General features: G+C 32.2%; 15 protein-coding genes. 8 read left to right on the forward strand and 7 right to left on the reverse strand.

Going from position 1 to position 15,608, the window contains the following annotated elements:
* Positions 1 to 5 precede the first annotated feature (5 nt).
* The 3 genes from tsaE to LL966_RS18035 all read left to right on the forward strand — a co-directional run bounded on the left by tsaE (position 6) and on the right by LL966_RS18035 (position 2,177).
* A complete protein-coding gene (tsaE, locus tag LL966_RS18025; protein ID WP_229355150.1) occupies positions 6 to 413 on the forward strand; it encodes a tRNA (adenosine(37)-N6)-threonylcarbamoyltransferase complex ATPase subunit type 1 TsaE in 408 nt (135 codons plus the stop codon).
* Between the two features lie 153 nt (positions 414 to 566).
* Entirely contained in the window at positions 567 to 1,766 is a 1,200-nt protein-coding gene (locus LL966_RS18030) for an alanine dehydrogenase (RefSeq protein WP_229355151.1), read from the forward strand.
* Positions 1,767 to 1,802: 36 nt separating this feature from the next.
* Complete coding sequence (locus LL966_RS18035; RefSeq protein ID WP_229355153.1) at positions 1,803 to 2,177, forward strand: DUF4258 domain-containing protein; 375 nt, start codon at positions 1,803 to 1,805, stop codon at positions 2,175 to 2,177.
* Positions 2,178 to 2,331: 154 nt separating this feature from the next.
* Here LL966_RS18035 and LL966_RS18040 read toward each other — a convergent pair whose 3' ends face one another.
* Entirely contained in the window at positions 2,332 to 2,997 is a 666-nt protein-coding gene (locus LL966_RS18040) for a uracil-DNA glycosylase (protein WP_229355154.1), read from the reverse strand.
* Positions 2,998 to 3,177: 180 nt separating this feature from the next.
* On the opposite strand from LL966_RS18040, the gene LL966_RS18045 reads away from it, so the two are divergent.
* Together LL966_RS18045 and LL966_RS18050 are read left to right on the forward strand one after the other, a co-directional pair.
* On the forward strand, positions 3,178 to 5,331 hold the full coding sequence (locus tag LL966_RS18045; protein ID WP_229355155.1) for an endonuclease MutS2: 2,154 nt from the start codon (positions 3,178 to 3,180) through the stop codon (positions 5,329 to 5,331).
* A 271-nt stretch (positions 5,332 to 5,602) separates the two neighbouring features.
* Positions 5,603 to 6,016 (forward strand): thiol-disulfide oxidoreductase DCC family protein, encoded by a 414-nt coding sequence (locus tag LL966_RS18050; RefSeq protein ID WP_229355156.1) that lies wholly within the window; start codon positions 5,603 to 5,605, stop codon positions 6,014 to 6,016.
* Between the two features lie 327 nt (positions 6,017 to 6,343).
* Here LL966_RS18050 and ettA read toward each other — a convergent pair whose 3' ends face one another.
* The 3 genes from ettA to holA all read right to left on the reverse strand — a co-directional run bounded on the left by ettA (position 6,344) and on the right by holA (position 9,333).
* Complete coding sequence (gene ettA, locus LL966_RS18055; RefSeq protein WP_229355157.1) at positions 6,344 to 8,035, reverse strand: energy-dependent translational throttle protein EttA; 1,692 nt, start codon at positions 8,033 to 8,035, stop codon at positions 6,344 to 6,346.
* A gap of 47 nt (positions 8,036 to 8,082) precedes the next feature.
* Positions 8,083 to 8,265 (reverse strand): CAL67264 family membrane protein, encoded by a 183-nt coding sequence (locus LL966_RS18060; protein WP_229355158.1) that lies wholly within the window; start codon positions 8,263 to 8,265, stop codon positions 8,083 to 8,085.
* 63 nt (positions 8,266 to 8,328) lie between these two features.
* Positions 8,329 to 9,333 (reverse strand): DNA polymerase III subunit delta, encoded by a 1,005-nt coding sequence (gene holA / locus LL966_RS18065; protein ID WP_229355159.1) that lies wholly within the window; start codon positions 9,331 to 9,333, stop codon positions 8,329 to 8,331.
* A gap of 104 nt (positions 9,334 to 9,437) precedes the next feature.
* Between holA and LL966_RS18070 the strand changes: the two genes are divergently transcribed.
* The 3 genes from LL966_RS18070 to LL966_RS18080 are packed head-to-tail and all read left to right on the forward strand — an operon-like array spanning position 9,438 to position 11,802.
* Positions 9,438 to 9,890, forward strand: a complete 453-nt coding sequence (locus tag LL966_RS18070; protein ID WP_229355161.1) for a type I restriction enzyme HsdR N-terminal domain-containing protein — start codon at positions 9,438 to 9,440, stop codon at positions 9,888 to 9,890.
* A 26-nt stretch (positions 9,891 to 9,916) separates the two neighbouring features.
* Complete coding sequence (locus LL966_RS18075; protein ID WP_229355162.1) at positions 9,917 to 10,936, forward strand: glycosyltransferase family 2 protein; 1,020 nt, start codon at positions 9,917 to 9,919, stop codon at positions 10,934 to 10,936.
* A gap of 32 nt (positions 10,937 to 10,968) precedes the next feature.
* Positions 10,969 to 11,802, forward strand: a complete 834-nt coding sequence (locus tag LL966_RS18080) for an OmpA/MotB family protein (protein WP_113678730.1) — start codon at positions 10,969 to 10,971, stop codon at positions 11,800 to 11,802.
* A gap of 190 nt (positions 11,803 to 11,992) precedes the next feature.
* Here the strand turns inward: LL966_RS18080 and LL966_RS18085 are convergent, their stop codons facing one another.
* From LL966_RS18085 to LL966_RS18095, 3 genes are all read right to left on the reverse strand, one after another.
* A complete protein-coding gene (locus LL966_RS18085; RefSeq protein ID WP_229355164.1) occupies positions 11,993 to 12,613 on the reverse strand; it encodes an L-threonylcarbamoyladenylate synthase in 621 nt (206 codons plus the stop codon).
* Positions 12,614 to 12,756: 143 nt separating this feature from the next.
* Positions 12,757 to 13,170: a hypothetical protein gene (locus LL966_RS18090; RefSeq protein WP_229355166.1), complete on the reverse strand. Its 414-nt coding sequence runs from the start codon at positions 13,168 to 13,170 to the stop codon at positions 12,757 to 12,759.
* 1 nt (position 13,171) lies between these two features.
* Positions 13,172 to 15,511: an ATP-dependent helicase gene (locus LL966_RS18095; RefSeq protein WP_229355167.1), complete on the reverse strand. Its 2,340-nt coding sequence runs from the start codon at positions 15,509 to 15,511 to the stop codon at positions 13,172 to 13,174.
* Positions 15,512 to 15,608: the final 97 nt, after the last annotated feature.

Consider the following 15,608-nt stretch of genomic DNA (forward strand, 5'->3'; position numbering starts at 1 on the left):
ATACAATGAACATCGTTTTTTCATTAGATCAAATTCAAGAAGTTGCGCAGCAGATTATCGATTCAAATCCTAAAAAAATCATTCTTTTTAATGGAGAAATGGGAGTTGGAAAAACTACACTAATTAAACAATTGTGCAAAAGCTTAGGAGTTGAAGACGCAACAAGCAGTCCTACTTTTTCTTTAGTTAACGAATACTACACTACTAATAATCAGACAGTTTATCATTTTGATTTTTATCGATTAAATAAAGAAACGGAAGCACTCGATATGGGAGTTGATGATTATTTGTATTCTGGAAATTGGTGTTTTATAGAATGGTCAGAAAAAATTGCTAATTTAATTCCAGAAGAACATTCTACTATAGATATTGAATTGCTTTCAGACGGAAAAAGAGAGCTTAAATTAGCCTAAATCTTGATCAAATCCAAAGTTTACATAATTTGTAAATTACTAAAACAAGAACAATAAATTTCTTAACATTCTCGATATGCAGTATTAGCAGAATTTTTGCACTAATTTTAAAACTTTTTACGTAATTTGTACCTTTAATTTTTTGCACAATCCATGTCAATTACCTTAACTCCATTTACAAAACAACAATTAATACCACAGGAAGAAAAACTTGAGGTTGGTCGTTTTAAAAGAGAACTTTTTATAGGAATTCCTAAAGAAACAAGTTATCAGGAACGTCGTATTTGCTTAACTCCTGATGCTGTAAACTCACTTACATATGCAGGACACCGCGTTATGATTGAATCTGGAGCCGGAGAAAGTTCAAGTTACACAGACAAGGAATATGCAGATGCTGGCGCAGAAATTACAAAAGATGCCAAAAGAGTTTTTGGTTGTCCATTCTTATTAAAGGTAGAACCGCCAACATTAGCCGAAATTGAAATGATAAATCCTGAAACGGTTATTATTTCTGCAATTCAGTTAAAGACCAAAAAGAAAACATATTTTGAGGCGCTGGCACAAAAGAAAATCACAGCTCTTGCTTTTGAATACATTAAAGATGAAGATGGATCTTATCCTGCAGTAAAATCTTTAAGTGAAATTGCGGGAACTGCTTCAATCCTTATTGCGGCAGAATTAATGATTACTGACGAATTTGGAAAAGGACTTTTGTTTGGAAACATTACAGGCGTACCTCCTACTGAAGTTGTAATTTTAGGCGCTGGAACTGTTGGTGAATTTGCCGCAAAAACAGCAATTGGACTTGGAGCAAATGTTAAAGTTTTTGATAATTCAATTACAAAACTACGTCGTTTACAAAATAATTTAAATCAAAGAATTTTCACTTCAACTATACAACAAAAAGGCTTATTAAAAGCTTTAAGACGTTGTGACGTGGCAATTGGCGCAATGCGCGGAAAAGAACGTTGTCCGATTGTAGTTAACGAAACAATGGTGGAACATATGAAAAAAGGTGCGGTAATTGTCGATGTTAGCATTGATACGGGCGGATGTTTCGAAACTTCCGAAGTTACAACGCACGAAAAACCTACTTTTATAAAAAGCAATGTTTTACATTATTGCGTACCTAATATTCCATCAAGATATTCTAAAACCGCTTCATTATCAATTAGTAACATCTTAACACCATATCTTCATCAGATAGCCGAAGATGGTGGCATAGAAAGTGCCATAAGATGCAACAAGGGACTTAAAAATGGAATTTATCTTTATCACGGAATCCTAACTAATAAAGCCATTGGTGATTGGTTCGATTTACCCGATAACGATATTAATTTACTTGTATTTTAAGGGAAGTTTAATGTACCTTTGCAAAAAAATTATTTCATGAAGTTCGTACACCGTTTTGCATATTATTTGATTGGTCTTGTAATGGGATGTTTTGTTGTAGCAGCTATTTTTAGCGGAAAAGACACTCGTTGTAATTATTTTCCAAATGCTCGAGTTTTAAATAACCTTAGAACAAAACCTTTTCAATATTCCGAAAAAGCTGTTCAAACTTTAAATGAAAAATGGGTTGATACAGCAGATGTTAAAAACACATTGACTTACGGAGATGTCGATTTTGATAAAAGCAATGTTCCGTTCAATAAAGGAAAACTTTATATCATTGAAGGAAAAACAGTAAAAAATCAGGAAATTATTCTAAAAGTGGTGAATTATGAAAACAAAGCCGTTTTAGAAGAAATTATAAAAAAGTAATAAAAAATTAAGTCTTTTGTTTCTTGCAGATTATGCAGATTCAAAAGATTTTTTTTTGCAAAAGCATTTCTTGCAAAGACACAAAGACACAAAGACACAAAGTTTTTCTCTCTGTCTCTTTGTAACTCTGAAACTTTGTCCCTTTTAAAAAAAATTACCACTCAATTTCTTTTAATCCTTTCGATTTTAGAAATTCATTTGCTTGGCTAAAATGTTTATTTCCAAACCAAAAACCTCTGTTCGCACTCAAAGGTGAAGGATGTCCTGATTTTAAAATATAATGTTTAGAAGCATCTATCAAAGCTGATTTTTTCTGAGCAAATCCTCCCCAAAGTAAAAACACAACATTTTCTTTTTCAGCAGAAATTTGTTTGATAACGGCATCCGTAAATTTTTCCCAGCCTTTACCTTGATGGCTTCCTGCTTCAGATTGCCTCACGGTTAAAGTAGCATTTAAAAGAAAAACTCCCTGATCTGCCCAACGTTCTAAATTTCCTGTATTAGGTACAGGTATATTTAAATCACTTTCAATTTCTTTGAATATATTTTGAAGTGATGGAGGAAATGGAATTCCGTCATTTACAGAAAAACATAATCCATTTGCCTGATTTGGTCCATGATATGGATCTTGCCCAATAATAACAACTTTTACTTGATCAAAATGACAATGGTCAAAAGCTGAAAAAATTTGGCTTCCCTTCGGATAACAGATTTTAGTTGCATATTCCGTCTTTACAAAATCAATTAATTCATTAAAATAGGATTTTTCAAATTCTTCATTCAAAACGGGTTTCCAAGAAGGATGCATTTTTACGTCCATAATTTTTTTATGCTAATTTCAGAAATAAATACTTAAAATCAAAAATTCAAAACGCTAAGTAAAAATGAAAGCCAATCAAAAAACGCATAATTCATAACTTATCACTCATAATTAATAAGTAACAATTCACAATTGATGAATGTTTTCGTACTTTTGCCTTTACTTTCATAAAGTTATTAAATGATCAGTATTACCGAAAAAACATTACAAGACTTACAATTTCCAACCGTACTTGAAACCATTTCAGATGGATGCAACACCGATATTGGAAAAGAAAAGGCTTTGCAAATAAAACCAATTAGAGACAAAGAAGAACTGATGCAAACATCAGAGTATGTTTCTTCTTTTCAAAATAATAACGCAATTCCTAATCATGGTTTTGACGCCATTACACACGAAATTAAGTTTTTAGCTATTGAAGATAGTTTTCTTGAAGTAGGCAGTTTTAGAAAAATTGCCAATCTTTCTGCAACAACAAATGTCTTACTGAATTTCTTAAAAAAATTCAATGACTATTATCCAAATTTAAATGCTAGAGCTTCGCGTGTAGAATTAACCAAAGATATTATCACTTCGATCGATGCAATTGTAGATAAATATGGAGAAATAAAAGACAATGCTTCTCCAGCTCTTTCTGGAATCCGTCAGAATATGAATCTAGTTCGCGGTAAAGTCAATCAAAGTTTTGGTTCGGCTTTAACGCAATATAATGGTTTAGGATATTTGGACGATATTAAAGAAAGTTTTGTGCAAAACCGTAGAGTTTTAGCAGTTTTAGCTATGTATCGCCGTAAAGTAAAAGGTTCAATTTTAGGAAGTTCCAAAACTGGAAGTATCGCATATATAGAACCCGAAGCTACTTTGAAATATTCAAGAGAATTAGCAAATTTAGAATACGAAGAAAAAGAAGAAATTACAAGAATTTTAAAAAATCTATCCAACGTAATTCGCCCTTATCTTCCTTTATTAATTGAATATCAAGACTTTTTGAGCGATATAGATGTCGTTGCCGGAAAGGCAAAATATGCCAATCGCATCAACGGAATTCTTCCTGCAATTACAGAAGAAAGAAGATTGTTTTTTAGAGAAGCGTATCATCCCATTTTATATTTAAATAACAAACAAAAAAAGGAAATTACACATCCGCAGACCATTGAGTTAAAACAAGAAAACCGAATTATTGTAATTTCTGGACCAAATGCTGGAGGAAAAACCATTTCCTTAAAAACAGTTGGTTTATTGCAATTAATGCTGCAATCTGGAATTTTAATTCCAGTTCACGAAAGAAGTGAAACTTTCTTGTTCGACAGAATCTTGACTGATATTGGTGATAATCAATCTATTGAAAATCATTTAAGTACTTATAGTTACCGATTAAAAAACATGAATTATTTCTTAAAAAAATGCAACAAGAAAACCATGTTTTTGATTGATGAATTTGGTACAGGTTCTGATCCGGAATTGGGGGGAGCTTTAGCAGAAATTTTCTTGGAAGAATTTTATCATCGTGAAGCATTCGGAATTATCACGACGCATTATTCAAATTTAAAAATTTTAGCAAACGAATTGCCATACGCAACTAATGCGAATATGATGTTTGACGAAAAGTCTCTTGAACCAATGTACAAATTGGCTTTAGGTCAAGCAGGAAGTTCGTTTACATTTGAAGTTGCTCAAAAAAATGGAATCCCGTTTGGATTGATTAATCGTGCAAAAAAGAAAATCGAAGTTGGAAAAGTTCGTTTTGATAAAACTATCGCGACTCTTCAAAAAGAAAGATCGAAACTCGAAAAAACTTCTTTGAATTTAAAAGAAGAAGAAACTCGTGCTCGTGAGGAAAGTAAAAAGATGGAAAACATCAATACCAAAATCCAACAAAAATTAGAAAGCTATCAGGAATTATATGATAGTAATCAGAAGATAATTTATATAGGACAAAAAATTGATGATATTGCTGAGAAATATTTCAATAATAAAAACAAAAAAGAATTGATTGGAGAGTTCTTGAAAATTGTTGAGATTGAAAATTCAAAACGTAAAAAAGCAACTCCGAAAGAAGTAAAAGCAAAAGTTGAAAAACAAAAAGAAATTATTGCTGAAGTTAATGTAAAAGTTGAGGAAATTCGAAAAGAGAAAAAAGAAAAGAAACTCAAACCTATTATCGAAAAACCAAGACCTATTTTAAAAGTTGGCGACCGAGTAAGAATGCTTGACGGAAGATCCGTTGGAAGTATAGATGCTATTGAAAAAAATAAGGCAACTGTTAATTACGGAATTTTTACTTCTAAAGTAAGTTTGGAAGAATTGGAATTGGTTGAAGCTGTTAAAAAATAATATTTTTTAGTTTTTCAGTTCCAGTCGCAGTTTTAGACTGAAAAAGTGATAAATTTTAGTTAAAATTAAAATAAAGCGATTTTAGGGACGATTATATAAATTACAATAAAAGACATTAATAAATTTTAAAAGCTGATTAAAAAAGAGATAATGAAGTGGTTTTTTATTGATAAAATTTATTAAAAATAAAAATCTAATAAATTATTCTAATGAAACGCAATTGTTTAAATTTTTAGCGTTTATAATTAATACAACTAGATATACAATAATAATGGATGATATTCCAAATAATAAAAAAATAATTCTTTTTGATGGAGTTTGTAACCTCTGTGATTCTGCGGTGCAATTTATTATTAAGCATGACAAAAAAGATATCTTTAGATTTGTAGCCTTGCAATCAGAATTAGGAATTTCAATTTGTAAATATCTGGGAATTAGTTTTTCAAAAATGGATAGTATTATTTTGTACAATCCAGGTGTTGCCTATTTTTATAAATCTTCTGCAGTAATCGAAATAGCAAAACATTTTGGTGGCTTATGGAAATTAACTCCTGTTTTTAGAATCGTACCTATCTTCATTAGTGACAGAATTTACGATTATGTTGCGAAGAACCGCTACAACTGGTATGGCAAAAAAGAAAGCTGTCTAATACCAACTCCGGAATTGAAATCTAAGTTTCTTTAAGAAATTCCAAAATTCTGAAATCCCAAATTCCAATTTCCAATTTCCACAATATTGTCATTTCGACGAAGGAGACCCGAGCGATAGCGAACAGGCGAAGCAAATCTTCGCAAGTAACTCTGTAACGAAAACCTAATCTTTGTCGAGCTTCTCACGAAGATTTTTCCTCCATCGAAATGAAATACTTTATCTAAAAAATATATTGAATTCAAGCCCGACAGGTTTTAAAAACCTGTCGGGCTTTCTTTGCTGATATAATTCAAAATAAAATCCCAAACTCCGGTAAATTTGGAATTTGGGATTTTTTATCTTTGAAATCATTAGAACTTATTATCTAATCAATTTCTTGTATTTCAGACGTTTCGGAGTTAAATCACCGCCAAGACGTTTCTTTTTATTTTCTTCATAATCAGTAAAACTTCCTTCAAAGAAATAAACTTCAGAATCTCCTTCAAAAGCTAAAATATGTGTACAAATTCTATCTAAGAACCATCTATCGTGAGAAATAATTACAGCACAACCTGCAAAATTTTCTAAACCTTCTTCTAATGCACGAAGTGTATTTACGTCAAGATCATTCGTAGGCTCATCCAGCAAAAGCACATTTCCTTCTTCTTTTAATGTCATTGCTAAGTGCAAACGGTTACGCTCACCACCTGATAACATTGAAACTTTTTTATTTTGTTCGCCTCCACCAAAGTTGAAACGAGATAAATAGGCTCTAGAATTTACTTGCTTACCTCCCATCATGATCAATTCTTGACCGTCAGCAAAGTTCTCCCAAATCGATTTATTCGGATCAATATTAGAGTGCGACTGATCTACATAAGCGATTTTTACAGTCTCTCCAACTGAAAATTCTCCGCTGTCAGTAGCTTGTTCTCCCATTATCATTTTGAAAATAGTCGATTTACCAGCACCGTTTGGCCCGATAATTCCAACAATACCAGCTTGTGGCAAAGTAAAATTCAAATTATCATATAGTAATTTTTCACCAAACGCTTTTGCAACATTTTTGGCTTCAATAACATTAGTTCCTAAACGAGGACCATTTGGAATGTAGATTTCTAATTTTTCATCCAATTGTTTTTGATCTTCATTTAATAATTTGTCGTAGTTCTGCAAACGAGCTTTTTGTTTCGTCTGACGACCTTTTGCTCCTTGGCGAACCCAGTCCAACTCACGCTCTAAAGTTTTTCTACGTTTAGATGCCACTTTTTCTTCTTGAGCTAAACGATTTGATTTTTGATCTAACCAAGAAGAATAGTTTCCTTTCCATGGAATACCTTCTCCTCTATCTAGCTCTAAAATCCATCCAGCTACATTATCTAAGAAATAACGGTCGTGCGTTACTGCAATTACAGTTCCTGCATATTGTGCTAAATGTTGCTCTAACCACAGAACTGACTCAGCGTCAAGGTGGTTGGTAGGCTCATCTAAAAGCAATACATCTGGTTGTTGTAATAACAAACGACATAAAGCTACACGACGGCGCTCACCTCCAGAAAGGTTTTTGATTGGTGTATCACCTTCTGGCGTACGCAATGCATCCATTGCAATTTCTAATTTTGTATCGATTTCCCATGCACCTAAAGCATCAATTTTATCTTGCAAAGCTGCTTGACGGTCCATCAATTTATCCATTTTATCTGGGTCTGAGTAATTTTCTTCAAGACCAAATAAATCATTAATTTTATTATATTCTTCTAAAACCGCCATTGTTTCAGCTGCACCTTCGCGAACAATTTCGATAACAGTTTTAGAATCATCAAGAATTGGTTCCTGCTCTAAATAACCAACTGTATAACCAGGCTGAAAAACCACATCACCTTGGTAATTTTTATCAACTCCTGCAATAATTTTTAAAAGAGAAGATTTTCCAGAACCATTAAGACCCAAAATACCAATCTTTGCACCATAAAAGAAACTTAGATAAATATTTTTAAGTACCGGTTTGTCCGCTCCTTGATAGGTTTTACTCAATTTTTGCATTGAGAAAATTACTTTCTTATCGTCTGACATTTTTTATATTATTATATTAATTTTTATATTCTCAATTCAAATCTAAATTAAACTCTACCTTTTAACGCATTGAATACCCAAGCATTAGCAAAAAAACCAACTCCTACAGCACCAAATCCCCAGCCAGAAACATCACTGTATCTAAAGACTCCGAGAGCGATAAGCAACAATCCCATAAGTACCATTATAAAAGTAGCCCATCCTAAAATGGTATTTTTATTCATTCCCATAATTGTGTAATTATTTTAAGTAGTAAATTTTTTAGAAACGCAAATATCGTGAATTTTAACGGCTTAATTAAATATTTTATAAAGCATTTCTTTAAGTAAATCTGATTGAGGCAAAGCATTGGCTCCCACACCTTTGCTCTTTACATCAATATCTCGCAAAGCACCAACAATCTGACTTACTTTTCTCATTGGATAATTTTTTACTGCCAAATCATATTCTTTCAAAAAATACGGATTTACACCAAGAACGGCTGCAACATTTTTAGGATTCTTATCTTTTAATCCGTGGTATTTTAAAAGCTGTACAAAAAAACCAAATACCAATCCGGTAGTCATTACTAATGGATATTCCTTTGGATTGTGAGCAAAATTCTCTGCTATTTTATACGCGTTCAACTGATTGCGTTCTCCAATTGCTTTTCTAAGTTCAAAAACATTATAATCTTTACTAAAACCAATGTTTTCTTCAATGTGTTCCGCAGTAATCATCGTGCCTTGCGGTAAAATAATCTGCAATTTTTCAAGTTCATTATTAATTTTACTCAAGTCAGTTCCTAAAAATTCAACCAACATAGCATTTGCCTTTGGATCTATAGTATATTTTTTTCCAGCTAAAACGCGTTTTATCCAATCTCCAACCTGATTTTCGTATAATTTTTTGCTTTCGTAAACTATACCTTTCTGAGCTAATAGTTTTGTAACTTTTTTACGTTTATCAAGCGTTTTATATTTATAACAAAAAACCAAAACAGTAGTTTCCATCGGATTATCTACATAAGATTCAATTTTATCAATTGTTCTTGATAAATCCTGAGCTTCTTTAACAATAACAACCTGACGATCAGCCATCATCGGATAGCGTTTAGCTGTTGAAACAATTTCATCTATAGAAACATCTCTTCCGTACAAAACAGTCTGGTTAAATCCCTTTTCTTCTTCTGCTAAAACATTTTGTTCAATATATTCAGATAATTTATCTATATAATAAGGTTCTTCACCCATCAAAAAATAAATTGGCTTAATATTTCCGGCTTTTATATCATTAACGATTTTTACAACTTCGTCCATTAAATCTTTTGTTTCAAGTTTAAAGTTTCAAGTTACGTTTCAAAACTTGAAACTTTATCCCGAGACTTCGGGAGAAACCTAAAACTATTTTATATTTTTGCTTTATGCAGCGATTAAATTTTCCAATCTATAGTTTTCGATTCAAAAATAGCGAAAATAAAATGTCTATTTTTGATGAAATAAGAAAAAAATTTATAATTCTTACACCAGAAGAATGGGTCCGCCAGCACGTTGTTCATTTTTTGATGCACGAAAAAAAATATCCAAAATCGCTTATCAATGTAGAGAAAGTTTTAACTGTCAATGGATTAAGAAAACGTTATGACGTGGTAGTATTTAATTCCGATGGTACCATACATATATTAGTAGAATGTAAAGCTCCTAAAGTAAAAATTTCTCAAGCAACTTTTGATCAAATTGCACGTTATAATATGACAATGCAGGCACGGTTTTTGAATGTCACAAACGGACTAAACCATTTTTATTGTCAAATGGATTTTGAAAACGAAAAATATGAGTTTTTGAGAAACCTTCCTGACTATAAAGAAAACCATTAAAAACGAATAAATAACTAAAAATACTTTTGGATAAAATAGCAGTTGTCATTTTAAATTGGAACGGGGTAAAATTGCTTGAGCAGTTTTTACCTTCTGTTATTCAGTTTTCAGAAGGCGCAACAATTTACATTGCAGATAATGCTTCTACAGATAATTCTGTTGAATTTATTACACAAAATTTCCCAACCGTAAAAATTGTAAAAAACTCAAGCAATCATGGTTTTGCAAAAGGCTACAATGATGCTCTAAAACATATAGATGCAGAAATCTATGCATTAGTGAATTCCGATATTGAAGTAACTGAAAATTGGCTAAAACCAATTCTTGAAACTTTTGATAACGAAAAACAAACCGCTATTATCCAGCCAAAAATTCTAGATTTTAAAAACAAAGAGTACTTTGAATATGCTGGTGCTGCTGGAGGTTTTATAGACAAATATGGTTTTCCATTCTGTAGAGGAAGAGTATTTGAAACTGTAGAAAAAGACAATGGACAATATGATGATAATATTGAATTGTTTTGGGCTTCTGGTGCTTGTTTTTTTATCCGAAAAAATGTTTACCATGAACTAGGCGGATTTGACGAGAGCTTTTTTGCACACCAAGAAGAAATTGATTTGTGCTGGAGAGCGTCAAACGAAGGGCACATTATTAGATACAACTCTCAATCGGTTGTTTATCATGTTGGAGGTGCTACTTTACAACAGGGAAATCCAAAAAAAACATTTTTGAATTTTAGAAATTCATTGCTAATGCTGGTCAAAAATCTGCCAAAAAGAGGATTGTTTTGGGTTATTTTCTTCCGAATGATTTTAGACGGAATTGCAGCTATCCGTTTTCTTACACAAGGTAAATTCGGGCATACTTTCGCCATTTTAAAGGCACATTTTTCATTTTATTGCTTATCTTTAAAATATCTTAAAAAACGTAAAGATTTTCAAATACAACAATACTATTTGGTAAAAAGCGTCGTTTTCCTTTATTATATAAGGAAATTGACCTTTTTTAAAGAAATCTTTAACAGTATTCAAAATATTAAAAACTAAATTTGTAATCAAGTCTAATTAAAATTAAATTTATGAGAAAAATAGTTATCGCACTATCAGTATTAATGGCCCTAACATCATGTGTTTCTAAAAAGAAATATGCTGAGTTGGAAGCAAAAAACAAAGAGACTCAAGATTTGTTAAACTCTTGTACTGTAAAATTAAATACGTGCTTAGAAGAAAAAGCTGGATTAGCTGCTACTGCTGAAAGCTACAAACAACATAATCAAGACTTAATCAATAGTTCTAAAGATTTAACAATCCTAACTACTAAAGGTGCTGAAAATCTAGAAAAATCTCTTGAAAGCTTGAAAGAAAAAGATTTAAAAATCTCTAGACTTCAAGATGCTTTAACTAAAAAAGACAGTGTTACTTTAGCTTTAGTTACAAGTTTAAAAGGAGCAGTTGGAATCAACGATCCAGACATCGAAATCAATGTTGAAAAAGGAGTTGTGTTTATCTCTATCGCAGATAAATTGTTATTCAAAAGCGGAAGTTATGAAGTAACTGATGCAGCAAAAGGTGTTTTAGCTAAAGTTGCAAAAGTGGTTAACGACAAACCAGATTTTGAATGTATGGTTGAAGGACACACAGATAATGTGCCGTACAAAAGTAACGGAATTATCTTAGATAACTGGGATTTAAGTGTTAAACGTTCTACTTCTATCGTTCGTGTATTAACAAACGATCTTGGTGTTAACCCAGCTAAATTAATTGCTGCAGGTAGAAGTTCTTACGTACCATTAGTTGCTAATGATTCTGCTGAAAACAAAGCACGTAACAGAAGAACTCGTATTGTAGTTATGCCAAAAATCGATCAATTCTATGATATGATTGAAAAAGAAATGAAAAAACAAGCTAAATAATTGTTTTTCAAATAGCATTAAAAACAAAAAAGCAGGTCGATTGACCTGCTTTTTTTGTGTTCTTAATTTTCTTTTTAATAACCAATTAAATACAAATCAAGAACGACATTATTTTAAATTAACTAACTAAATTTTAACTATAATAAAGTTAGGCATAATTTTTAAACTGTAATACAATTAAAGTTTTTTTTTACAAAATATCCACATCACCTTTTCCTTCTCTTACAATTACTGGTTCGTGTTCAGATAAATCGATGATTGTAGAACCAACATTATCTCCATATCCACCATCAACTACCAAATCTACAAGGTTTTGCCATTTTTCAAAAATTAGCTCTGGATCTGTAGTATACTCAATTACATCATCTTCATCACGTATCGAGGTAGAAACCACTGGATTTCCTAACTGACGTACAATTTCTAATATAATATTATTATCAGGAACACGAATACCAACTGTAGTTTTCTTTTTAAACTCTTTTGGCAAATTATTATTTCCAGGTAAAATAAATGTATATGGACCTGGCAATGCTCTCTTTAAAATTTTAAAAGTCGAAGTATCAATCTGACGAACATAATCGGATAGATTACTTAAGTCATGACAAATAAAAGAGAAATTTGCTTTCTCTAATTTGACACCTTTTATTTTTGCAATTTTTTCTAAAGCTCTAGAATTGGTAATATCACAACCCAAACCATAAACAGTATCTGTTGGATAAATAACCAATCCACCGTTCTGAAGCACTTTTACAACTTTTGCAATTGCAGCTTCACTTGGTTTATCTGGGTATATTTTTATGAATTCAGCCATAGTTTTTGTTTCAAGTTTTTATTGTTTCAAGTTTGTCAGGCTGAGCGAAGTCGAAGCCTTCGTTAGTAAATAAACTCTTCGACTTCAATCAGAGTGACAGATGTTTTCAAAATCAAATTTTAGAATACTATTCACTTAAGTTTTCAATAATCTATTAAATTTTCAAAATAGAAAACATCATTATTTTTAACTTTTGCGTTTGACGGTTTTTTGGAAAAAAACACCTCATTTAAATTAGTAAAAAGATAATTGATTTCAGTTACAATATGAGTTCTGGAATTTAGTTTATAATATTTACCATTGTGAGTCCACCAAGTTCCTCTTTCATTCCAAACTTTTACTTCACAATCTTTCATTGATGTAAATACAATAAAATACTTCCCATTTTCTTCTCTATTAATAATCCAGTATTTTTTACTAATTAGTGTTATACTATCAAAATCAGCTCCCTTCCAATATCCAATTAACTTTTTATCATTATTTGGCTTCAATGTCTCTGATTGTCCAAAAACATGCAAAGAAAACAAAAAGGTAAAACCAAATAATAAGATCTTCATACTAACCTACAACATCTAATTTAGCAAATCTCAACAGAAGTTTCTTAATTCCACCAACTTCAAATTTAATTTCTGCCTTTTTATCAGCTCCAACACCTTCAAGATTAATAACTTCTCCTTTTCCAAAGCGTTCGTGCATTACTATATTACCAACTGTCAATTTACTGTCAAATAAATTTGGAGCACTTACAGCATTCGGATTAGTTCCTGCAACTGGTTTTAATTTTCTAATAGTAAGATCCGGTTTCGGATTATTATCTGTAATATGTTTTGGAGGTGTTCCTCCAACTGGTTTTGACAATCTCAATTTAGATTTGTCCACATCTCCAAAAATATCTCCGTCGATTGGCGATTTGTAGCGGTAATTCGTTTCTGCTGGAGTCAAATATTCTAAAAACTGACCGTCAATTTCTTCAATAAAACGAGATGGTTCACTATCGGTTAATTTTCCCCAACGGTAACGAGAATTTGCATAAGTCAAATACGCCTGATGTTCTGCACGTGTTAAAGCTACGTAAAACAATCGACGTTCTTCTTCTAATTCACTTCTCGTACTCATACTCATGGCACTTGGAAACAAATCTTCTTCCATACCAACCACAAAAACATGAGGAAACTCCAATCCTTTTGCTAAGTGAATTGTCATCAGCGCTACACGATCTTCATCATTTGTATCTTTATCCAAATCTGTTGCCAAAGCCACATCTTCCATAAATTCAGAAAGTGCACCTCTTGCTCCATCAATTTCTCTTTGTCCCTCGGTAAAATCTTTAATACCGTTTAAAAGTTCTTCAATATTCTGAATTTTAGCCATTCCTTCTGGAGTAGCATCTTTCTTCAATTCTTGAACTAAACCAGTTTTCTTAGCAACGTGATCTGTTACATAAAATGCATCCTGATTTTGATCGATAACCTGAAAACTCTGAATCATGGTCACAAAATCTTTCAATTTGTTTTTAGTTCCAGCGTTTAGCTTAAGATCAATTTTATCGATATTCACCATTACTTCCCAAATCGAACGTTTGTAATGATTCGCGGCAATAGTCAATTTTTCTATTGTTGTATCTCCAATTCCACGAGCGGGATAATTAATCACACGAATTAAAGCCTCTTCATCTTTAGGATTAAGAACCAAACGCAAATAACATAAAACGTCTTTTATCTCTTTACGCTGATAAAATGACAAACCTCCGTAAATTCTATACGGAATATCACGTTTTCTTAAAGCATCCTCCATTGCACGCGATTGCGCATTGGTACGATACAAAATCGCAAAAGATCCATTGTGAAGCTGGTTCTGCATTTTTTGCTCAAAAATAGTACTCGCAACAAAACGCCCTTCTTCAGCATCTGTCAAACTTCTGTGGACTTTAATTTTTGGTCCAAAATCATTCGCAGTCCAAACTACTTTATCCAGTTTGGTTTTATTGTGTTCCATTACCGTATTTGCGGCTTCCACAATATTTCTTGTCGAACGGTAATTCTGCTCTAGACGGAACATTATAACGCCTTCGTAATCTTTCTGGAAATTCAGAATATTATTGATATTCGCGCCACGGAACGCATAAATACTTTGCGCATCATCTCCAACCACACAAATATTCTGAAACCTGTCTGATAAAGCTCTAACAATCAAATACTGAGAATGATTTGTATCTTGGTACTCATCAACTAGAATATAACGAAAACGATCTTGATATTTGGCTAAAACTTCTGGAAAACGAGTCAACAACTCATTGGTTTTCAACAACAAATCATCAAAATCCATTGCGCCAGCCTTGAAACAACGATCTACATATTGCTGATAAATCTCTCCTAATCTTGGTCTTTTTGCCATTGCATCAGCTTCAACCAATTCAGGATTATTAAAATAAGCTTTAACCGTAATCAAACTATTTTTATAACTAGATATACGACCTAAAATTTGCTTTGGTTTGTAAATATCGCGATCCAGCTGCATTTCTTTAATAATAGAAGAAATCAATCTGGCCGAATCCTGAGAATCATAAATGGTAAAATTGGAAGGATATCCTAAATGATCCGATTCTGCACGAAGAATACGCGCAAAAATGGAGTGAAAAGTTCCCATCCAAAGATTTTTTGCTTCACTCGCTCCTACAATATCCGAAATCCTATGTTTCATTTCGCGGGCTGCTTTATTGGTAAAAGTCAGCGACAAAATATTGAAGGCGTCAATTCCTTGCGCCATCAAGTAAGCAATTCTAATTGTTAAAACACGGGTTTTTCCCGAACCTGCACCAGCAATAATAATCATTGGCCCGTCTTTCTTTAAAACAGGCGCTCTCTGCGCTTCGTTGAGCTGGTCAATATATTTCTGCATGTAATTTTCTCCTTTTATGCAAAATTAAGAATTAATACTCTAAATAGCTACTAAGATACTGAGGTTCTAAGATGCTAAGCTTTTTTGTTTTTTGAAG

Origin of the sequence: Flavobacterium chungbukense, assembly GCF_020805785.1 — a bacterium.
Taxonomy (GTDB): Bacteria; Bacteroidota; Bacteroidia; order Flavobacteriales; family Flavobacteriaceae; genus Flavobacterium; species Flavobacterium chungbukense.